The 21,164-nt window shown below is 68.4% G+C and carries 14 protein-coding genes; 6 read left to right on the plus strand and 8 right to left on the minus strand.

Features of this window, described 5'->3' with window-relative positions; genetic code table 11:
- Positions 1–19: 19 nt before the first annotated feature.
- Positions 20–814, plus strand: a complete 795-nt coding sequence (locus E1H18_RS21465) for an SDR family oxidoreductase (RefSeq protein ID WP_172272464.1) — start codon at positions 20–22, stop codon at positions 812–814.
- 170 nt (positions 815–984) lie between these two features.
- On the opposite strand, the gene E1H18_RS21470 is transcribed toward E1H18_RS21465, so the two are convergent.
- Both E1H18_RS21470 and E1H18_RS21475 read right to left on the minus strand, forming a co-directional pair.
- Positions 985–1,554, minus strand: coding sequence for an OmpA family protein (locus E1H18_RS21470; protein WP_370526566.1), 570 nt, complete (start codon positions 1,552–1,554; stop codon positions 985–987).
- 193 nt (positions 1,555–1,747) lie between these two features.
- On the minus strand, positions 1,748–2,617 hold the full coding sequence (locus E1H18_RS21475) for a LysR family transcriptional regulator (RefSeq protein ID WP_172272467.1): 870 nt from the start codon (positions 2,615–2,617) through the stop codon (positions 1,748–1,750).
- Between the two features lie 200 nt (positions 2,618–2,817).
- Here E1H18_RS21475 and bla point away from each other — a divergent pair, with 200 nt between their 5' ends.
- Positions 2,818–3,606 (plus strand): class A beta-lactamase, encoded by a 789-nt coding sequence (gene bla, locus E1H18_RS21480; RefSeq protein ID WP_241736132.1) that lies wholly within the window; start codon positions 2,818–2,820, stop codon positions 3,604–3,606.
- On the opposite strand, the gene E1H18_RS21485 is transcribed toward bla, so the two are convergent.
- The 3 genes from E1H18_RS21485 to carB form a co-directional block, all read right to left on the minus strand.
- Positions 3,603–5,138 (minus strand): serine hydrolase, encoded by a 1,536-nt coding sequence (locus tag E1H18_RS21485; protein ID WP_172272473.1) that lies wholly within the window; start codon positions 5,136–5,138, stop codon positions 3,603–3,605. The genes bla and E1H18_RS21485 overlap by 4 nt on opposite strands.
- 91 nt (positions 5,139–5,229) lie before the next feature.
- Positions 5,230–6,225 (minus strand): purine nucleoside permease, encoded by a 996-nt coding sequence (locus tag E1H18_RS21490; RefSeq protein ID WP_206679110.1) that lies wholly within the window; start codon positions 6,223–6,225, stop codon positions 5,230–5,232.
- A 180-nt stretch (positions 6,226–6,405) separates the two neighbouring features.
- Positions 6,406–9,696: a carbamoyl-phosphate synthase large subunit gene (gene carB, locus E1H18_RS21495; protein WP_172272494.1), complete on the minus strand. Its 3,291-nt coding sequence runs from the start codon at positions 9,694–9,696 to the stop codon at positions 6,406–6,408.
- A 465-nt stretch (positions 9,697–10,161) separates the two neighbouring features.
- On the opposite strand from carB, the gene E1H18_RS21500 reads away from it, so the two are divergent.
- Positions 10,162–16,146, plus strand: a complete 5,985-nt coding sequence (locus E1H18_RS21500) for a hypothetical protein (RefSeq protein WP_172272499.1) — start codon at positions 10,162–10,164, stop codon at positions 16,144–16,146.
- On the opposite strand, the gene E1H18_RS21505 is transcribed toward E1H18_RS21500, so the two are convergent.
- Positions 16,143–17,303: a patatin-like phospholipase family protein gene (locus tag E1H18_RS21505; RefSeq protein ID WP_172272502.1), complete on the minus strand. Its 1,161-nt coding sequence runs from the start codon at positions 17,301–17,303 to the stop codon at positions 16,143–16,145. The genes E1H18_RS21500 and E1H18_RS21505 overlap by 4 nt on opposite strands.
- A 133-nt stretch (positions 17,304–17,436) precedes the next feature.
- Here E1H18_RS21505 and E1H18_RS21510 point away from each other — a divergent pair, with 133 nt between their 5' ends.
- Positions 17,437–18,252, plus strand: a complete 816-nt coding sequence (locus tag E1H18_RS21510) for a hypothetical protein (RefSeq protein ID WP_172272505.1) — start codon at positions 17,437–17,439, stop codon at positions 18,250–18,252.
- Positions 18,253–18,332: 80 nt separating this feature from the next.
- Here the strand turns inward: E1H18_RS21510 and E1H18_RS21515 are convergent, their stop codons facing one another.
- Entirely contained in the window at positions 18,333–18,542 is a 210-nt protein-coding gene (locus tag E1H18_RS21515) for a cold-shock protein (protein WP_172272508.1), read from the minus strand.
- 287 nt (positions 18,543–18,829) lie between these two features.
- Here E1H18_RS21515 and E1H18_RS21520 point away from each other — a divergent pair, with 287 nt between their 5' ends.
- Positions 18,830–19,018: a hypothetical protein gene (locus E1H18_RS21520; RefSeq protein WP_172272511.1), complete on the plus strand. Its 189-nt coding sequence runs from the start codon at positions 18,830–18,832 to the stop codon at positions 19,016–19,018.
- Positions 19,019–19,081: 63 nt separating this feature from the next.
- Positions 19,082–19,234 (plus strand): hypothetical protein, encoded by a 153-nt coding sequence (locus E1H18_RS21525; RefSeq protein ID WP_172272514.1) that lies wholly within the window; start codon positions 19,082–19,084, stop codon positions 19,232–19,234.
- A 28-nt stretch (positions 19,235–19,262) separates the two neighbouring features.
- Here the strand turns inward: E1H18_RS21525 and E1H18_RS21530 are convergent, their stop codons facing one another.
- Complete coding sequence (locus tag E1H18_RS21530) at positions 19,263–21,044, minus strand: SLC13 family permease (RefSeq protein ID WP_172272517.1); 1,782 nt, start codon at positions 21,042–21,044, stop codon at positions 19,263–19,265.
- Positions 21,045–21,164 lie beyond the last annotated feature (120 nt).

Genomic DNA, 21,164 nt, shown 5'->3' on the forward strand with positions numbered 1-21,164 from the left:
CATCGAAGAGGAACCTGACATGAGCGACTCGAATAAAGGCGCAGCCCTGGTCACCGGCGCGTCGACCGGCATCGGCGCGGTCTATGCCGACCGGCTGGCCAAGCGCGGCTACGACCTGATCCTGGTCGCCCGCGACGAAGCCCGCCTCGCCGCCCTGGCCGAGCGCCTGCGCGCCGAGGCCGGCGTCAAGGTCGAGGTGCTGAAAGCAGACCTGACCGACCGGGCGGACCTGGCCAAGGTCGAGGAGCGCCTGGCCTCGGACACCGCGATCACCCTGCTGCTGAACAATGCCGGCGCGGCGCATTTCGGCGGCTTCGAGACCGTCGACCGCGACGCCCACGAGAAGCTGATCGCGCTGAACGTCCTGGCCGTCACCCGCCTGGCCGCCGCGGCGGCGGCCAATTTCGTGCCGCGCGATACGGGCACGATCATCAATATCTCGTCGGTCGTCGGGCTGGTCCCCGAGTTCAAGTCGCCCGTCTACGGCGCGACCAAGGCTTTCGTGACCTATCTGACGCAAGGGCTGCGCGTCGAATATGCGGACAGCAAGCTGCGCCTGCAGGCGGTGCTGCCGGGCGCGACGCGGACCGAAATCTGGGAACGCTCGGGCGCCGACCTCAATGCGGCCGATCCAGAGACGGTGATGGACGTCAACGACCTGGTCGATGCGGCGCTGGTCGGGCTGGACCAGGGCGAGCTGATCACCATCCCGTCCCTGCCGGACGCAGGCGACTTCGACGCCTTCAACGCCGCCCGCCTGAAGATGGCCCCGAACCTGTCGCGGCGCACGCCGGCGGCGCGGTTCAAGGCTTGAACGAGCGGAAAGCTCGCCGGCGCGGCGCTCACTCCCACGCCGGCGAGTCCGCCCTGATCGCTCTACCCGGGTTGATGCGCACCGGGTAGAGCGACCTGGAACTCTAAACACTGTCACGCGACGGACGCCGAAAGCGGCTTCCGCTTTCGGCTGTCGCGCTTACGCGAAACTTACGAAAGCACCATCACGACGACGCGGCGGTTCTGGGCCCGGCCTTCGCGCGTCTCATTGGCCGCCACCGGAGCTTCCTGGCCGTACGAGATCGTGGCCATGCGGTTCAGGGCGACACCGTGGGTGCTGAGGAACTTGCGCACGGTCTCCGCGCGCTTCTCGCCCAGCTCGTCGTTGTATTCCTTCGAGCCGGAATTATCCGTGTGACCCTGGATTTCCAGGTACACGTTCTTGTTGTCGGTCTTCAGCTTCTCGGTGAATTCCGCCAGGCGCGTTTCGGCTTCCGGCGACAGGTTCGCGGCGTTGACCGGGAACTTCACGGAGTCGTCGCTGAGGACCAGTTGGTACTGGAACTTGCCTTCCGCCAACTTGCCGGCGGCGGTGGCGCGATCCAGGGCTTCCTTGGCGGTGCGGTCCAGCTCGCCGATCTGGGTGTCGTGCCCGCTGACCCGGGCGTCGACCTGGCCGACCTGCTGGTTGACGTACTTCTTGGTCGCGCAGCCGCTGACCGAAAGACCACCCATCACCAGGGCGGCGGTAATCATCAGGGTCTTGGTGCTAGCTATCACTTTGTGCCTCGTCCGTAGTGGGTGCGGGCGTCCTGCAACGCTCGCCGGAGGCAACACCGCGAGCCAAACTGGGCTAAAGATAGGCGCGATTTCGGCGCTTCCGGGCCAAGCTAGACCATTGATCCAGCTCGACAATTGGCCGACTTAATACTGCGCGCAAGCGCCGTGTCCGGACTTTGGTTCCAAAGATTCTTTATTCGCCCGAAGTGCCGGAAAGCCACGCCTGGAAGGCCAGGAGGGCCGGACTCGGGGCCCTGGATTTCAGCCAGGTCAGCCAATATCGGCCGGCGCTGACCTGAGTCTCGAAGGGGCGAACCAGCCGCCCCTGCTGCAGGTCGCGAGCAAACATCATCGGCGGCGCCAGGGCCACCCCGAAACCTTGCAGCGCCGCCTCGACCATCACCCACGAGCTGTCGAACACGGGGCCGCGCACCGGCGGCGGGGGCAGGCCCGCGGCGGCGAACCAGTCGGGCCAGTCCGCGGCGCGATAGCTGCGCAACAGGGTCTCGGCCAACAGGGCGGACGGTTCGGTCAGGCGCTCGGCCACCTGCGGCGCGCACAGCGGGCTCATCGGCGCCTCGAACAGCGGCGCGGCCTCGGTGCCGTGCCAGGCGCCGTCGCCGAACCGCACCGCGCAGTCCAGCCCCTCCCCCGCCAGGTCGGCGCGGTTGTTGTTGGTGAAGAGCCGCAGGTCGACGAATGGGTGGGCTTCCAGGAACGACGGCAGGCGCGGCAGCAGCCAGCCCACGGCAAAGGTGCCGACCACCCCGACCCGCAGCACCTCCAGCACCCTGCCGCCCTCGAAGCGATCCAGCACGTCGCCCAGCTTGTCGAACGAGTCGCGGACGCTGGGCAGCAGGGCCATCCCCTCGTCGGTCAGGGCCAGGCCCCGCGGCAGGCGGCGAAACAGGGTCGCGCCCAGCCGCGCCTCCAGCCCCTTCACCTGATGGCTGACCGCGGCCTGGGTCACGCACAGCTCGATGGCGGCCCGGGTGAAGGACAGATGCCGGGCCGAGGCCTCGAAGGCGCGCAAGGCGTTCAGGGGCAGTTGCGCGCGGCTCATACGGATAAGACCCAAATTCAACTAATGGCTCAGCCAAGGTATCGTCGTTTGCGGCCGGCGCCAGCCCCGGGCAGTTTCCGTTGGCAAGGAGACCCCACATGCTCGATCGCAGAACGCTGATAACGGCCCTGGCAGCCGCCCCTACCCTGCTGCCCACCATGTCGCATGCAGCCGCGCCGTTAACACACCTTAATTCAAGTATGGCCAAAGTCGAAAAGCGTAGTGGCGGACGCATCGGCGTGGCTGTCCTCGACCTGCAGACCGGCCAGCGTTTCGCCTGGCGCGGCGACCAGCGCTTCCGCATGTGCAGCACCTTCAAGATGCCGCTCAGCGCCGCCATCCTGCGCCGCGTCGACCAGGGCCGCGAGCGCCTGGACCGGGTCATCCCCTACGGCCCCGAGGTACTGATGGGCAATTCGAACGCCACCAAGCAGAACCTCGGCAAGGGCATGACGGTCGGCGCGCTGTGCGAGGCCACCACCATCTGGAGCGACAACGCCGCCGCCAACCTGCTGCTGGACGCCCTGGCGCCGAAGAAGGGCCCAGAGGCCATGACCCGCTTCCTGCGCGCCATCGGCGACCAGACCACCCGCGTCGACCGCTACGAGCCGGAGATGAACACCGGCCCCGAGAGCGACCTGCGCGACACCACCACCCCCACGGCGATCGTGGCGACCTGGAAGGCCCTGCTGGTCGATGACGCCCTGTCGCCCGCCTCGCGCCAGCAGCTTACCGCCTGGGTGCTGGACAACCGCACCGGCGACAAGCGGCTGAAGGCGGGCCTGCCGCGCGGCTGGAAGGTCGGCGACAAGACCGGCAACAATGGCGAGAGCATCACCAACGACATCGCCATCGCCTGGCCGCCGGGCCGCAAGCCGGTGTTGATCGCCGCCTTCCATGACCGCGGCTCGTCCGACGACGACAAGCGCAGCGCCGTGCTGGCCGAGGTGGCGCGGACCCTGGTCGCCGGCGGGTTCGGCAAGGCCTAGTCGGTCTCGACGAACACGAAGTCGGTCTGGCCTTCGCGGATCGTCAGGGTGCGCCGGTCGCCGGCCTTTCCGGGCGTGAACGGGAAGGTCGGGCTGGGGGCCATGGCTACGAAGATCGGCGCCCCGTCCGCGCCGGCGCGCGAGGCCACCGGCGTCGTCCAGGCGTCGAAGGCGAACACGGTCTGGCCGGCCGCCTGTTCGACCTTCAGGCCGCCCAGGATGGCGTTGCGATAGCGTGGGGCCAGGGCGGCGACCGCCGCGGCGTCGGCGGGATAGCGCACCGCCTGGCGCGAGGTCTCGCGGCGCTGGCGGTCGGTCGCGGCCGCGGCGGCGACCATGCCGTCGGCCAGCGGCCGGCCGTCGAACAGCACCTCCAGCAGCTTGCGCGGCAAGGCCTCCATCAGCACATTGCCGGTGCTGGCGTTCATCAGGATCACCACCCCGACGCCGTGCTCGGGCAGCCAGATGGTGTCGCCCCGGAAGCCGTACAGCCGCCCGCCGTGATAGCGCACGGTCACGCCGCTGGCCGTCGTGGTGTCCAGCCCCATGCCGTACCAGGAGGCCGCGCCGGTGCTGACCTGGGCGTCCGAACGGGCCTTCAGCGCCGCGCTGGAGATGTAGCGCGTTCCGTCCGGCAGCAGGCCGTCGGCCAGCTCCATGCGGACATAGGCCAGCAGGTCGTTGACGCTGCTCCAGGCCCCGCCCGTCGGCCGCACCGCATGCATCTGGCGATTGCGGGCCGGATCGACCTCGGCGAGCTCGCCCAGCGGGTTCACCCCGTAGGCGCGGGCGTAGTTGCCCTGCATGGCGCGGTCGAAGTCGAAGGTCGAGCGGGTCATGCCCAGCGGACCGAACACCCGCTCGGCCATCGCCCGGTCATAGGCCCAGCCCAGCGCCAGCTCGGGATGGGCGACATGGCCGCCGACAAAGCCGCCGGCCGCGGCGATCGGGTTGGAATAGGAATAGCTGGAGCCGAACGGGCGCGCCGAGCTCATCCGGCTCAGAGTGTCGAACGCCAAGGTCTCGGGCGCGTCCGGCGGCGCGAACTCCCAGTCCAGATTGCGGTACGGCAGGCCGGTGCAGGCGCAGAGCAGGTGCTTGACCCGGACCTTGCCCGTGGTCTCGGCGTCGGCCAGGCGGAAAGCCGGCATCAGGTCGGCGACCGGGGTCTCCCAGTCCAGCCGCCCCTCGTCGACCAGCTTGGCCAGCATCAGCGTGGTCAGCGGCTTGGTGTTGGAGGCCACCAGATAGAGCGTGTCGGCGTCCGCCGCCTCAGGACGCCCCTGCTCGCGCACGCCGAACCCGCCGGCGAACAGGGTCTGGCCGTCCTGCACGATCCCCAGCGAGACGCCGGGCACGCCCAGGGCCTGGCGCGAGGTCTCGACGAAGTCGGTCAGGGCCTTCAGCCTGGCCGCATCCAGCCTGTGCGCCTTGCGGCCGGCGAAGCTCTCGGGGGCCTGGGCGACGGCGGGGGCGGCCAGCCCCATGAACAGGCAGCCGGCGATCACGGCCCACAGCCCTCGAACCCGCATCGCGCCCATCCCCGAACCCAAGACGGGTTCGCGAGTCGCACGGACGGCAGAAGCGCGCAAGCCGTCGCGTAACGAAGATCTCCGAGACGCTTCAGAGCGGCGGCGGACCGTTTCGCCACTGCGGCCAGTCGGCGACGATGCGGTCGACGACCCGCGACCCCACCGCGCCGATATTGGCGACGGTCTCGGCGAAGCCGCCCGCCGTCTGGCCCGGCGCCGGGTCAAGGTGCTGCAGGGTCGTCTCCCCCGGCGCGCCCTGGTCGAAATTGACCGCGCCGCGCAGGCTGAGGATCCGCCCGGTCCCCCACTGGCGCTGGATCACCAGGGCCAGGGCGGCGGCCTCCATCTCGGTGATGACATAGTCATCGGCGCCGTAGAGCTTGGCGATGTGCTGGGCCTCCTTCGACAGGCCCGGGCCGTGGAAGAACGTATCCCCGGTCATGTGCGTGCCGACCGAGACCGAAGGCGCCGCCCGCGCCCGCGGGTCGGCGTAGCGCAGACGGTAGCGGCGGGCGTCGTCGCTGTCTTGCAGCTGAACGTCCTTCGACAGGCGAACCGCCCAGCCCACCAGGGTCGGGTCCAGCGGGAAGCGGCGATAGGTCTCGTAGCCGGCTCGCGGCATGAAGGTCGGCGCGCCGGGCGTGTTCTCCGCCGGCGCCCAGCGATGGCCCAGGTCGTAGTCGACCAGCCAGGTTCCCCATGAGACGTCGCCGATCGTGCCGCGCGACGGCGGGGTCCCGCCAACGCCGCTGAGGATGAAATAGGCCTGGGAGAAGTCGTAGGCCGGGTCCAGCAGAATGGCCTGCATCGAGGCCGAGGCATTGACCTTGCCCATGCCCAGGGTCGAGCCGCAGACGCCCTCGGGATTGCAGAAGACCGGCTTCAGGGCGCCCCGCACGGTCCGGGGCTCGCTCTGACGCCAGTAGCGTTCGTACCAGGGCTGGAACTCGCCGGCCCGGTCGCCGGTGTTCTCGCCGATCTCGAACATGGCGGCGACGAAGACCTTCACCTTGATCGGGCCTGGGGCTTGCGCCTGGGCGCCGCCGGCGAAGGCGAGCGCGACGAGAAGGACGGCCAGCAGTCTCACAGCGTCTCCAGGTTCGGATGGTCCTGGCGAACGACTAGGACCTGGCCGGCGCGCCGCCAACCACAAGCGCCGCCATCCCGGCCGAAAGCCGAAGACTGCGTGCGACTTGGCCAGGTCGCGCCCGTCGGCGCCCATAAGAAAAACCCCGCCTCCCTTTCGGAAGGCGGGGTTTGGTCAGGCTCAGTAGCTCTGCAGCGGCCGGACGTCCAAGGCCTCGTCCGGCGCGCCGGCGATGGCCTGGGCGGCGGCCAGGGCCCCCGCGGACGTCGTGTAGTAAGGCACCTTCATCATCAGCGCCGTGCGGCGGATGTCGAAGCTGTCCTCCAGGGCCTGCTTGCCCTCGGTGGTGTTGAACACCAGCTGGACGCCGCCGTTCTTCATCACGTCGACGATGTTCGGACGGCCTTCCAGGACCTTCTTGACGTGGTCGACCTGGACGCCCTGCGTGGCCAGATAGGCCCGGGTGCCCTCGGTCGACAGCACCGTGAAGCCAGCCTGTTGCAGCAGCTTCACCGGCTCGACGATCCAGGGCTTGTCGCTTTCCTTGACCGAGACGAACGCCGTGCCCTTGCGCGGCAGCTTCACGCCGCCGCCCAGCTGGCTCTTGGCGAAGGCGCGGGCGAAGGCCGGGGCCATGCTCGTTTCGCCGTCACGCTTCCAGTCCAGGCCCATGACCTCGCCGGTCGAGCGCATTTCCGGGCCCAGCACCGTGTCGACGCCGGCGAAGCGGGCGAACGGGAAGACCGCTTCCTTGACCGCGATGTGGTCGTAGGGCTTGTCGACCAGGCCAAAGCCGGCCAGGGGCTCGCCGGCCATGACCTTGGCGGCGATGGCGGCGACGGGCTGACCAATCGTCTTGGCCACGAACGGCACGGTGCGCGAGGCGCGCGGGTTCACTTCCAGCACATAGATGCGCGGGGCGTCCGAGTGCGGTTCCTCGATGGCGAACTGCACGTTCATCAGGCCGCGCACGTTCAGGGCCAGAGCCATCTGCACCGTCTGGCGCTTCAGCTCCTCGATGGTCTCGGCCTTCAGCGAGAAGGGCGGCATCGAGCAGGCCGAGTCGCCCGAGTGGACGCCGGCTTCCTCGATGTGCTCCAGCACGCCGGCCACGAACACGTCCTTGCCGTCGCACAGGGCGTCGACGTCCACTTCCGTGGCGCGGCTCAGATAGTGGTCCAGCAGGATCGGGTGCTCGATCGAGATGTCGCCAGCGTTGGCGATGTAGCGCTCGAGGTGATCGTGGTCGCGGATGATCTCCATGCCGCGGCCGCCCAGCACGTAGGACGGACGCATCACGAACGGGAAGCCGATCTTGTCGCCTTCGGCGCGGGCTTCATCCCAGGTGCGGGCGATGGCGTTTTCCGGCTGGGCGATGTCCAGGCCGTTCAGCAGTTGCTGGAAGCGCTCGCGGTCCTCGGCCAGGTCGATGGCGTCGGGGCTGGTGCCCAGGATCGGGATGCCGGCCTCTTCCAGCGCATGGGCCAGCTTCAGCGGGGTCTGGCCGCCGAACTGGACGATGACGCCGGCCAGCTCGCCGCTGCGCATCTCGACATGCAGCAGTTCCAGCACGTCCTCGGCCGTCAGCGGCTCGAAGTACAGGCGGTCGGAGGTGTCGTAGTCGGTCGAGACGGTCTCGGGGTTGCAGTTGACCATGATCGACTCGATGCCGATCTGGTCCAGCGCGAAGGCGGCGTGGCAGCAGCAATAGTCGAACTCGATGCCCTGGCCGATCCGGTTGGGACCACCGCCCAGGATCACGGCCTTCTTGCGGTTCGAGGGCTCGCTCTCGCACTCGGGGATCTGGCCAAGCGCGCCCGTCTCGTAGGTCGAATACATGTAGGGCGTCGAGGCCAGGAACTCGCCGGCGCAGCTGTCGATGCGCTTGAAGACCGGGCGGACGTGCAGCTCCTGGCGCAGGCTGCGCACGGCGCTCTCGGTCGAGCCGACCAGCTTGGCCAGGCGGGCGTCGGAGAAGCCTTGGGCCTTCAGGGCGCGGAAACCCTGAGCATCCGTGGGCAGGCCGCCGGCCTTCACCCAGCCTTCCTGGCGGACCAGCTCGGCGATCTGGCGCAGGAACCAAGGCTCATACGAACAGGCGGCGTTGACCTCTTCCACGGTCAGGCCGTGGCGGAAGGCCTGGGCGATGACGCGCAGGCGGTCGGGGGTCGGGGTGCCCAGGGCGCGCACGACGGCGGCCTTGCCGGTGTCGGGATCATCGGCGCCGACGATTTCCACCTCGTCGAAGCCGGCCAGGCCCGTCTCCAGGCCGCGCAGGGCCTTCTGGACGCTTTCCTTGAAGGTGCGGCCGATGGCCATCACTTCGCCGACCGACTTCATGGCCGTGGTCAGCAGCGGCTCCGAACCCGGATACTTCTCGAACGCGAAGCGCGGGATTTTGGTGACGACGTAGTCGATGCTGGGTTCGAACGAGGCCGGGGTCGCGCCGCCGGTGATGTCGTTCTTCAGCTCGTCGAGCGTGTAGCCGACGGCCAGGCGGGCGGCGACCTTGGCGATCGGGAAGCCGGTGGCCTTCGAGGCCAGGGCGGAGCTGCGCGACACGCGCGGGTTCATCTCGATGACGACCATGCGGCCGTCGGCCGGGTTGACGGCGAACTGGACGTTCGAGCCGCCGGTCTCGACGCCGATCTCGCGCAGCACGGCGATCGAGGCCGCGCGCATCCACTGGTATTCCTTGTCCGTCAGGGTCAGGGCCGGGGCGACGGTGATCGAGTCGCCGGTGTGGACGCCCATCGGGTCGATGTTCTCGATTGAGCAGATGATGATGCAGTTGTCCGCCGTGTCGCGGACCACTTCCATCTCGTACTCTTTCCAGCCGAGGACGCTTTCCTCGATCAGGACTTCCGTGGTCGGCGACAGGTCGAGACCGCGTTCGACGATCTCCTCGAATTCCTCGAGGTTATAGGCGATGCCGCCACCGGTGCCGGCCAGGGTGAAGCTGGGGCGGATGATCGCCGGCAGGCCGACGAAGGCCAGGCCTTCGCGGGCCTCGTCCATGTTGTGGGCGGCCTTGGACTTGGGGCTTTCCAGACCCAGCTTGTCCATGGCGTCGCGGAACTTCTGGCGGTCCTCGGCCTTGTCGATGACCTCGGCCTTGGCGCCGATCATCTCGACGCCGAACTTCTTCAGCACGCCCTGCTCTTCGAGCGCGAGTGCGGTGTTCAGCGCGGTCTGGCCGCCCATGGTCGGGAGCAGCGCGTCGGGGCGCTCCTTCTCGATGATCTTGGCGACCATCTCCGGGGTGATCGGCTCGATATAGGTCGCGTCCGCCACGTCCGGATCGGTCATGATCGTGGCCGGGTTCGAATTGACCAGGATGATGCGGTAGCCCTCAGCGCGCAGAGCCTTGCAGGCCTGGACGCCCGAGTAGTCGAACTCACAGGCTTGACCGATGACGATGGGCCCAGCGCCGATGATCAGGATCGAGGAGAGATCGGTACGTTTGGGCATGGCTAACTCGCGCAAAGACACGGTCGCGCACATCCGCGCGCCCGCTGTCGACCATCTTGCAGGTTAAGTCGCCCGTGTAGAGACGGAGTCGGTTTTCCGCAACCCCGCATCTTATGAAGGGGTTAACGGGGCCTTCCGGCGAGCGGCGTTCGCCGTGACGCGCCGCTTCAGCAAAAGTTATCCACAGAAAAGTCCACTACCCGACACAACGCCTTGAGCCTGGTCAAGGCGGCCCCAGACGGACGCCTCCTCAGCAAGTGTTAACGACCTAAAACGCTGGAATTCTTCGAATACAAAGGTTTGCACGCCTCATATCGGGGTCGTTAAGACACCTTAACCGAGGGAAACGTCCGCCCCCCAATCACCCTGCGACTCCTGCGTCAAAGACGCAGGGTTCACACCCTCCGGTCGCTGGCTATGAACGCTGCGGGGGGCTGCTGGTCCCGGGCTTAGAGGCGGGACGAGATGGCTTATACCTACGAGCAGCTGACCAAGGCCTATGCGGCCGTGCATGGCGGCATCGCCCCGACCGGAGACGCCGCGACCCGTCTGCTGCAGCTGACCGACGCCGCGTTCAGCGACGCCGACCGGCTGAACTACATCCTCAACAGCGCCGACGACAGCACCGCCGTGGCCGTGCTGACCTACCAGTTCTTCACCGGCAAGAGCCCCAAGGCCGACGGCATCGCCTGGCTGCTGAACTCGGCCGACAACGCGACCGACCTCAACGACGCCGCCTTCGCCGAGTTCAATCTCGAGCACCGGTTCATGAACTTCGCCGCCAGCCTGGCCATGTCGGGCGACGGCAAGGCCGCGTTCGACGCCCAGTACGGGTCGCTGACCTATGCCGGCTATGTCGCCTCGATCTACAACAGCATCATCGGCACGGCTCAGGCCCGCGCGGCGGGTCTCGACCCCGACAAGATCATCCAGGACATCATCGGCCGCCAGGACCTGATCCTGGCCTCGGCCCGCGCCGCCGGCATGATCGGCCCCAACGCCACCGCCGCCGAGATCGACCTGGCCCTGAAGACCGCCACCGCCGCCTATCTCCTGGCGGAAGGCATCAAAGCCGACATCGGCATCTACGCCGCGGCCACCAACAACTTCATGCTGGGCCTGGCCAAGGGCGACGCCGTCTACAACACCGACATCACCCAGACCTATGCGGCCAACACCAACGGCGGCTCCAGCGGCACGGGCAAGGCCGTCGACAACCCGCCGCCGGTCCAGAGCCTGCCTGGCGCGCCGCCGCTTCCGCCTGCGCCGCCGACGCCCGAGCCGGAACCTGAACTGCCCGCCCCGCCCCCGCCGCCGTCCCACCAGAGCTTCACCCTCACCACGGGCGCGGACAAGTTCACCGGCGGGGTCGGTAACGACACCTTCACCGGCACGCATCTGACCTTCAACGACAGCGACGTCCTGGACGGCGGCGCGGGGAACGACACCCTGACGCTCACGGCCACAGGCTTCATCGGCAACGCGTACGCGCCCAACGCCACCACCACCGGGATCGAAACCCTGGTCGTGACGTCCGACGGCGGCGTGAACTTCTACACCCCGGACCTGGTCGGCCTGACCAAGCTGACGGCGACCGCCGGCAAGGGCACGAGCAACATCACCTCGAATTCGGCCGTCGAGACCAGCCTGACGGTCACGGGGCAGGCGGACCAGACCATCGGCGTCTACGGCGGTTCGGACGTCAAGGTGGCCAGCACGGGCGCGACGACGGGCACGATCACGGTGGGCACGACCGCCAACTGGGCCGGCGAGATCACCGGCGACGTCGTCGTCACCCGCGAACTGACCGGCAACAGCGCCGGCGGCGCCATCACCGTCACCGGCGGCAAGACCGTCAGCGTCACCCAGACCGCGGCGACCACCTACAACTCGGTCCAGACCAACGGCGCCGTCACCGTCAATGGCTCGGCTCTGACAAAACAGGTCACGATCAAGGCCACCGCGGCGTTCACGGATGGCCAGGCCGAACTGACGGCCAACACCGTCGCGATCAACGACGCGGCGGCGGCCGACAAGGTCGGCACGATCACCAAGGCGACGATCGACGGCTACACGACCGCCACCCTCAAGGCCAATGCGCTGTCCACGCTAAGCCTGGCGCACGGGTCCGGCAACATCACGATCGACAACGCCAGCGCCCTGGCGTCGGGCGACAAGACCACGACCCTGAACCTGGCGCTGAACGGCGTGACCGGCGGCGTGCTGGACGACGCCGACGTCTACACCACCCTGAACCTCACGACGGGCGCGACGGCCTCGACCCTGGCCAACATCACCGACACCGCGCTGACGACCCTGAATATCGCCGGCGACAGCGCCCTGACCCTGACCAGCACCGCTGGCATGACCGGCCTGACGACGGTGGTGATCAGCGGCGCGGCCGGGCTGACGGCCACGCTAGGCAACCTCAAGCTGACCTCGGTAGACGCCTCGAAAACGAGCGGAAACAACACCGTTACGATAACTGGGACCAGGACGGACTTCACCGGAGGCTCCGGCTCCGATTTCGTTACCTTCAGCTCGGCAGGCCTCGGCAAGACCATCGCGCTGGGCGACGGCGACGACATGGTGACCTTCGCCGCGGGCACCTCCAACTTCACCAGCACGATCACCGGCGGCGACGGCATAGACACCCTGAAGATGGCGGCCGCCACCGCCTTCACGATCAGCCAGCAGGGATCGACATTCGCGACCAAGGTCACCGGCTTCGAGCGCCTGCACCTGACGTCATCGGGCGGCAACAAGACGATCGACCTGGCCAATCTCGGCACGCAGCAATGGCTGACCACCGACGGCTCCAACGGCTCCTTCCACAACATGACCAGCGGCGGCACGCTGGAACTGACCAGGGCCAGCATAAGCTTCGACGTGTCCAACAACGCCTTCAGCGCGGGCGTCAACGACACGATGAACCTCAGGCTCGTCAACGGCACGGGCGCGACCGTGGCCTATGCCTCGAGCGGGATCACCGCCACGGGCGTCGAGACCTTCAACATCACCAGCATCGATACGCGCGACGCGCCGTCGGGGACCTTCAACAATACGGTGAAGCTGAACGGCAGCAGCCTGAAGACCGTCACCGTCAGCGGCGACGCCGGCCTGACCCTGACGGCGGCCAGCACGGCCCTGACCGGCCTCGACGCCAGCGGGCTCACCCTGGGCGGCTTCGCCTGGACCTCGGGCGCCCTGACCGCCGCCGCTACGGTCAAGGGCTCGGCCACCGGGACCAACACCATCGACCTCAGCGCGGCGACGGGCGGCGCCGTCACCTATACCGGCGGGACCGGCGACGACGTGATCACCGGCGCCAACGGCAAGAACAATATCGTCAGCCTGGGCGCGGGGAACAACAGCTACACCGGCGGCTCGGGTAACGAGACCATCACCGTCGGCGCGGGCGCCAACAGCATCGACCTGGGCACGGGTGCCGACACGGTCAACATCACCGCCGCCAACGCCTCCAGCGCCAGCGTCTTCACGACGATCACCGGCTTCGGCGCAGACGACAAGCTGACCATCACGGCTCAGGGCGGGGCCGCCGCGGCGACCAGCCTGGGCGCGAAGATCACCGGCCAGGCCAGCCTGGCGGCCTATCTGGACGCCGCCGCGGCCGCCGATGGCCACACGACGGCGCGGATGAACTGGTTCCAGTTCGGCGGCGACACCTATGTCGTGCTCGACAGCGCGGCCGGCGCGACCTTCACCGGCAGGACCGACACCGTCGTCAAGCTGGCGGGGACAGTCGATCTGAGCCACTCGACCGTCGCGAACGGAACGCTGACCTATGGCGCGCCGCCGACCAGCCAGACCTTCGTCCTGACCGCCGGCGCGGATGCGTTCACCGGCGACTTCCCCGAAGACGCCTTCACCGGCACGCATCTGACGTTCAACGATGGGGACGTGCTGAACGGCGGCGCGGGCGCTGACAGCCTGACCATCACCGCCACGACCGGCGCGACCTACGCCCTGCCCAACGCCAGCGTCACCGGCATCGAGACCGTCACGGTCAGCAACGACGCCGGCCTGTCCGGCGCCCTGAGCAGCTGGACCGACGTCACCCAGGTGAACACGACCTCCTCGGGGTCCTACGAGCTGTACCTGTCCGCCTCGGCCAACCTGAAGGCCGCTGTCACCGCGCAGGGCTCGGGCCTCTTCGCGCTCGAGGGCGGCAAGGACCTGGACGTGACCATCACGGGCGCGACCACCGCCGCCTTAAGCATCGGCGCCAGCACCGCCGCGACCGGCGCGATCAAGATCTCGCGCGAGACCACGGGCGCCGTCGTCGCCGGCCAGATCGACGTCACCGGCGGGACCACCGTCAGCATCACCCAGACGGCGACCAACGCCGCCAACACCACCCAGACCCACGGCGCCGTGAAGGTCGTCGGCACGGCCGCGACCACAGAGGTCACGGTCAAGGCGACCAAGGCCGCGAACGCCGACGGCTCCACCGCCGGGATCACCGCCAACACCGTCACGATCACCGACGCGGCGTCGGCGACCACGGTCGGCTCGATCACCAAGGCGACGGTCGACGGCTATACGACCCTCGACATCACGGCCAACGCCCTGTCCACATTGAGCTTGGCCCGCGGGTCCGGCAACGTGAGCCTCACCAACTCGAGCAGCCTGGCGTCGGGCGACAAGACCACCACCCTGGACCTGACGGTGAACGGCGTCACCGGCGGCCGACTGCAAGATTCCAGCGTCTATACGACCCTGAACATCACGACGGGCGCGGCGGCCTCGACCCTGACCAACATCCACGCTGCCGGGGTGACGAGCCTGAACATCGCCGGCGCCAGCGGCCTGACCCTGAACAGCGCCACCGGGCTGAACACCCTGACGACGGTGAAGATCACCGGCTCGGCCGGCCTGAAGGGCACGTTCGCACAGACGACGCTGACCTCGGTGGACGCCTCGGGAACCAACGGCGCCAACACCCTGACGCTCAATCCGCAGAAGGCCGACTTCACCGGCGGCTCCGGCGTCGATGTCGTCACCCTCTCCTCGAGCAGTGTCAACAAGACCATCGCGATGGGCGATGGCGATGACATGCTGTCCCTCAATCAGAACACGACCGCCCTCAGCGGCGCGATCAGCGGCGGCGACGGCATAGACACTCTGAAGGCCTCGACGGTCGATATCCGCGCGATCAGTTCTTCGACCACCTATTCGGCCAAGATCACCGGCTTCGAGCGCCTGCTGCTGTCGAACGGCGCCAGCCAACCCGTCAACCTGGCCAATCTGGGCATCCACTGGGTCACCCTCACCGGCACGAACAGCGGCTTGACCTTCAACGGCATGGCCAGCGGCGGCACGCTGGAACTGACCGCGGCCGGCACGAGCTACACCATCGTCAACAGCGCCTTCACCGCGGGCGCCAGCGACACGATCAACGTCAAGCTCACCAGCGGCGCGGGCGCGGGCGTGGCCTTTGCTTCGACCGGGATCGGCGCGGCAGGCGTCGAGACGATCAACCTCACCAACACCGACACGCAAGCCACGCCGTCGGGAACCTTCAACAACACCGTGACCCTGCTGGGCAACGATCTGAAGACCCTGACCATCACCGGCAACGCCGGCCTGACCCTGACGGCGGCCAGCACGGCCCTGACCAGCCTCGACGCCAGCGGGCTCACCAAGGGCGGCTTCACCTGGACCTCGGGGGCGATCGCCAACGGGTCGACGGTCAAGGGCTCGGCGACGGGCGCCAACATCATCAACCTGTCGGCGGGCGGCCGCGTGACCTATACCGGCGGCGCGGGCGACGACCAGATCACCCTGGGCGACAACGGCTTCGGATCAGAGCTGAACCTGGGCGGCGGCGCCAACACCGTCACCTCCGGCACGGGCGGCATAACGATCACGGCGGGGGACGGCGACGACACCGTCACGGTCGGCTCGGGCAACCACACCGTCAATCTTGGCAACGGAACCAACGCCTTCACGATGGAGGCCAACGCCTACATCCTCTACACCGGGGGCACGGGCGCCGACACCATCACCGTCGGCAACGCCGGCCACCAGATCAGCCTGGGCGGGGGCGCCGACAAGGTGATCATCACCAGCGCCGGCTTCACGGACGATATGGTCCACGCGTCGATCAGCGGCTTCGATTCGGACGACCAGCTGACCCTCATGCCCGCCTCGGGCGTCAACGCCGCAACCGGCTCCATCGGCGCCAAGATCACTGGTCAGACGTCGCTGCAGGGCTATCTCGACATCGCCACGGCGGGCGATGGCGGCACGACCTCGATCATGCGCTGGTTCCAGCTGGGGACCGACACCTATGTCGTCCTGGACAACAGCGCGAACCCGACCTTCCAGAGCGGCGTCGACAATGTCGTCAAGCTGGTCGGCCTGGTCGACCTCACGGGTTGGGGCGTCTCGGGCGGCGTGCTGTCCGCCCTGCCCCCGCCGCCCTAAGGCTTGCGCGCCGCGGTCTCCTCAGGGACCGCGGGCGCGACCCAGGCGCTTCCGTCCAGGGCCTTCTGCTCGCCCAGCTGGAACAGGGTCTCGCGGTTGGCGGCGCTGAAATCCAGGCCCGAGGTGTCGCCCGGGGCGTCGTCGGGGATGGCCGCGTACTGCATCGTCCCGCCGCTCTGGCGCACGAAGGCGGCGCTGGCGGTCAGGTGGGTGCGGGTCAGGGCCTTGCTCATGGTCAGCCACGAGCGGCCGACGATCGACAGGGTGCCGCCCTTGGTAAAGCCGAACGTGCCGCCAACCTTGCCGTTGACGATCACGTGCACCCGGCCCGGCCGCGCCTCGCCGCCGGCCGGCGGGGCCCACAGCAGCAGCGATTCCGGCGCGACGAAGAACGGGATCGTCACCCCGCCGTCGACATGCATCTCCGACAGCCGCCGGCCTGCGCCCTCGACCTCGATCAGGGTGGGCGGGAAGACGCCGGGGATGCTGGCCGAAGCCACCAGCACGTCGCGGAACAGCTCCAGCGACTCCTCGCCGCCGCGGGCGGCGATGGCGCCCATGTCCCAGATCACCGTCTGCTCGGTGTCCAGATTGGTGGTGGCGATCAGCAGGCGCCGGCCCTTGGAATGCTCCATGGCGATCGCCCACAGCAGCGGCGGATCGACGTATTTCTCGACCAGGGCGCGCAAGGCCTTGGTGTCGTACACGCCCGGCCGGAAGAACATGTCCAGCCCGCGCCGCGACAGGATCTTGTCGGCCGCGTCGCTGGTGTAGGCCTGGGTCAGGCGGCGGTCCCAGTCCTTGCCCAGAAAGGCGAACGGCGCGGTCAGGGCCCCGGTCGAGACGCCGGTGACGATGTCGAACTCGGGCCGCTCGCCGGTGCGGGTCCAGCCGACCAGGATCCCCGCGCCATAGGCTCCGTTCGAGCCGCCGCCCGAGATGGCCAGCACGTCGAAGGTCTTCTGGTGGGCGCGACGGGTGCGGGCGCCCTCGGCGAAGCGGATGCCGGCCGCGGCGTCGCTGGCGTTGAAACGGATGTCGTTGAGGCCCTTGGGGGCTTCGGCGCCCAGGTCCGACGCCGTGAACGGATCGCGCGGCAGCGAGCCGCAGGCGGTCAGCAGCAGGGCGGACATCAGGACGACGAGAAGTCTGGCCATGAGGGGGGAAAAGCCTCGCACGCGCGACCGCGTCAACCCCGGCGCGCATTCCGACAAGAGAACGCCGTTCTTCGACATGGACACCACCGTCCGATCGGTCATAGTCGCCCCGTCGTCTTGCCGGGGGGAAGACATGCCGTATCGCCATGCATGGCTGTTCATCATCGCGCTGATCGGCGCGACCGTCTTCGCTTTCTGGCGCAGCTATTTCAGCGTCCTGTCCACATCCTCGACCGGGTTCCACATCCACGGGGCCACCGCCACGCTCTGGATGCTGCTGCTACTGGCCCAGAGCTGGACGCCGCACCGCGGCCAGCTGGCCGCACACCGCCTGGTGGGACGCGCGACCTTCATGGCCACGCCGCTGTTCGCCGCGGGGGGCCTGGCGGTGATGCACTCGATGGCGGCCGGCACGATCGGCGGCAATCCGTTCTACGCCCTGTGGGGCGTCAAGCTGAGCGTGCTGGATGCGCTGGCGTTCGGCGCCGTGCTCTATGCGACCGGCATGGCCCTGCGCCATCGCCGCCAGGTGCGGCTGCACGCCGGCTGGATGCTGTCGACCGCCCTGCCCCTGGTCAGCCCGGTGCTGGGCCGGGTGTTCAACCAGACTGTCCCCGGCCTGATCGTGCGCGGACCGCAGGACTTTCCGGTGTTCGGAGGCGGCGTTCAGCTGGCCAATCTGGTCGCCGGCCTGATCGCCCTGTGGCTGTGGCGGCGCGACCCGCGCCATGGCCAGCCGTGGGCGGTGGCGCTGGGGGTGATCGTGGTCCAGATCGTCGCCTTCCAGCTGATTCCCGCCGGCGAGCCGTGGACGTCGGCGTTCGGGCTGATGGCCGCCCCGCCGCTGACCGTGCTGCTGGCCCTGGGCCTGGCGATCGGCGCGGCGAGCGTGTGGGCAGGCTGGACGACGCCGGCGGATCGTCGAAAGGCGCAGCCGGCGGCGGCCTAGCGCCCAAACGAAAAACGGGCCAGCGCTTGCGCACTGGCCCGTTCGATCGTTCGACGAAGGTCGTCCGACTGTAAGAGGTCTTAGACCGCTTGCAGTTGGCCGGCCGAGGTCTTGCCGCTGCGGCGGTCTTGCTCGAGCTCGAACGCGATCTTTTGACCTTCGTTCAGCGAACCCAGGCCGGCGCGCTCGACGGCCGAGATGTGCACGAACACGTCCGCGCCGCCGTTGTCGGGCTGGATGAAGCCAAAGCCCTTGGTGGCGTTGAACCACTTCACGGTGCCGGTAGCCATAATCAGTATCCTTGTAGACAGGTGTGGTCGATCGCCCGGCGTATCCCGGGGCGACGATCAAATTTCGTTGGAAGTTCGGGTGGCGCGTCCGGCGCTCCGGCGTCCGGAGCAAGGAATAGCAGGCCGATCGGCAGCGAATTCGATGAGGCTTTATCCGCTCTCACCTGGAGAAGATCAAGGAAAAACTTTTCGACGACTTTGAACTCTCTTTGGACCCTAAGCTTTGCCTGGTGCGTTTTGCCTTGGTGAATCCGTCAGAACCGGCGGAGAAAACTGGAGTTCGCCGAATGACCTTGCTGGAAAAGATCCCCACCCTTGGCGACACCGAGCTCAACAATCTGCTGGCCAACGCCCGCCGTCTGGACGTCACCGGGACCCCGGCCCAACGCCGCGCGGTCGACGAGGTGCTGGTCCCGCTGGAACGCGAAGCCTCGCGCCGCCGCGCCGTCGGCCGTGCGAAAGTCCTTAAGCGCTAAATCGCGCTTGCGAGACTCCTAAATGCAATTCATTCTCAGAAACATCATCGCGAGGAGACGACGATGGTTCTGAGAATGACGGGCGCCAGCTGGCTGGCCACCATGATGCGTGCAAGCCGCGACCGCGACGAGCCGCAGGACGAAACCGACTGGCTGCTGCACGGCCCGACGGACCCGGACGTGGTCGAAACCGACCGACGCCCGGCGAACGATTGAGGACCCTCCCTCGCGATGCGAGGGAGGATCAGCTGGCGAACCGCCAGACCCAGGCGATCAGCCAGGGCGCGACCAGCAGGATCATCACGCTCAGCGGCGCGCCCAGTCGCGCGTAGTCGCCGAACCGGTAGCCACCCGGTCCCAGCACCAGCGTATTGCACTGGTGGCCGACGGGCGTGAGGAAGTCGCAGCCCGCCCCCACCGCCACAGCCATCAGGAACGGGTCGGGAGAGAGGCCAAGCTTCTGCGCCACGCCCATGCCGATCGGCGCGGCGATCAGCACCGTGGCGGCGTTGTTCAGGAACGGGGTGGCGGCCATGGCCACGGCCATCATCGCCGTCAGGGTGGCGATCGGCGGCAGGCCGTTGAACGCCCCCGACAGCCCGCTGGCGATCAGGTCGGCGCCGCCGGTCTTCTGCACCGTGTCGCTGACCGGAATCAGGGCCGCGACCAGCACCAGCACCGGCGCTTCCAGGGCCGCATAGGCCTCGCGCATGCGCAGGGTGCCCGACGCCACCACCAGCACCGCAGCCCCCAGGAAGCCGGCCGCCACCGGCACGACGCCCGTGGCCACCAGCACCATGGCCGCCACCAGGATCGCGACCGGCAGGATGGCGTGGCGCACCCCGCCCAGCCGCACCTCGCGTTCCGCCAGCGGCAGAAGACCTAAGGCTTGCAAAGCGCCCGGCAGCGACTGCTCGGCGCCTTGCAGCACGACGATGTCGCCCGACTTCAGGCGGATGGTCGCCAGGCGTCCGGCCATGCGGTGGCCGCTGCGACTGACGCCCAGCAGGTTCACGCCATGGCTGTCGCTGAGCGTGACGCTGCGGGCCGACTGGCCGATCAGGTCCGACTCCGCGCCGATCACCGCCTCGACGACCCGGACCTCCTCGGTCGGTTCGTTCATGGTCACCGGCCGCAAGGCGTCGCGCAGGCGCAGCTTGGTCTTCACGATCAGCTGATTGAGGTTCTCCTGCTCACCCTCCAGCAGCAGCACATCGCCCGGGTGGAGCTTCAGATTGGCGTGCGGAGCCTGGGTGCGCTTGCGGCCGCGCAGCAAGGCCACGACCGTGACCGAGCCCTCGGCGGCGGCGCGGACCCGGCCGATCCGGCAATCCTCGAACGACCAGGCCTCGGGCACCTCGACCTCGGTGACATAGGCCTTGGCCGCCAGGGCCGCGTCGATGTCGATGGCCGCGGTGCGCTCCTTGGGCAGCAGCCGGTAGGCGAAGGACAGATAGGCGACGGCCAGCACGGTCAGCACGCCGCCGACCGGCAGGAAGTCGAACATCCGGAACGGCTGGCCCAGGGCCTCCTGGCGCACCTCCGAGACGATGATATTGGGCGAGGTGCCGACCAGAACGGCCAGGCCGCCGACCAGCGAGCCGAACGCCATCGGCATCAGGATCCGGCCAGGCGGCACGCCGGTGCGGCGGGCGATCTGCAGGGCGCTGGGCATCATCAGGGCCAGGGCCCCGACGTTCTTGGTGGCCATCGACAGGATCGCCGTGGTCCCGGCCAGGACGGGGACCTGGGTGCGCTCGTCCTTCAGCCTGGGCAGCAGCGGAGCCATCACCAGGTCGACCACGCCCGAGCGGGCGACGGCGGCGCTCAGCACCAGGGCGCTGGCGATGATGATGACGATGTCGTTGGAAAAGCCGGTGAAGGCGTCCTTCACCGAGATCAGCCCCAGCGCCATCCCGCCCACCAGGGCGCACAGCGCGATCAGGTCGTACCGCCACCGCCCCCAGACGAACGCGGCGATCGTCGCCGCGATGAGACCGAACGACAGGGCTTGTGGCAGCGTCACGTGTGTTGGTTCCCCGAAGCTGTGCTGGAGGGGAACGGGGGGGATGAGGGGTTGGTTTCCCAAGCGCATCAAAAGCGCCCCCTCCGGCGCTTCGCGCCACCTCCCCCGCTTTGCGAGGGA

This window comes from Caulobacter sp. RHG1 (assembly GCF_013181195.1).
In the GTDB taxonomy this organism is placed as follows: Bacteria; Pseudomonadota; Alphaproteobacteria; order Caulobacterales; family Caulobacteraceae; genus Caulobacter.

What these genes read in the sequence shown, in the direction of transcription:
- E1H18_RS21465 (WP_172272464.1), top strand. Translation starts at nt 20, where the DNA reads ATGAGCGACTCGAATAAAGGCGCAGCCCTGGTCACCGGCGCGTCGACC.
- E1H18_RS21475 (WP_172272467.1), bottom strand. Translation starts at nt 2,617, where the DNA reads ATGAGCCGCGCGCAACTGCCCCTGAACGCCTTGCGCGCCTTCGAGGCC.
- bla (WP_241736132.1), top strand. Translation starts at nt 2,818, where the DNA reads ATGGCCAAAGTCGAAAAGCGTAGTGGCGGACGCATCGGCGTGGCTGTC.
- E1H18_RS21485 (WP_172272473.1), bottom strand. Translation starts at nt 5,138, where the DNA reads ATGCGGGTTCGAGGGCTGTGGGCCGTGATCGCCGGCTGCCTGTTCATG.
- carB (WP_172272494.1), bottom strand. Translation starts at nt 9,696, where the DNA reads ATGCCCAAACGTACCGATCTCTCCTCGATCCTGATCATCGGCGCTGGG.
- E1H18_RS21500 (WP_172272499.1), top strand. Translation starts at nt 10,162, where the DNA reads ATGGCTTATACCTACGAGCAGCTGACCAAGGCCTATGCGGCCGTGCAT.
- E1H18_RS21505 (WP_172272502.1), bottom strand. Translation starts at nt 17,303, where the DNA reads ATGGCCAGACTTCTCGTCGTCCTGATGTCCGCCCTGCTGCTGACCGCC.
- E1H18_RS21510 (WP_172272505.1), top strand. Translation starts at nt 17,437, where the DNA reads ATGCCGTATCGCCATGCATGGCTGTTCATCATCGCGCTGATCGGCGCG.
- E1H18_RS21515 (WP_172272508.1), bottom strand. Translation starts at nt 18,542, where the DNA reads ATGGCTACCGGCACCGTGAAGTGGTTCAACGCCACCAAGGGCTTTGGC.
- E1H18_RS21520 (WP_172272511.1), top strand. Translation starts at nt 18,830, where the DNA reads ATGACCTTGCTGGAAAAGATCCCCACCCTTGGCGACACCGAGCTCAAC.
- E1H18_RS21525 (WP_172272514.1), top strand. Translation starts at nt 19,082, where the DNA reads ATGGTTCTGAGAATGACGGGCGCCAGCTGGCTGGCCACCATGATGCGT.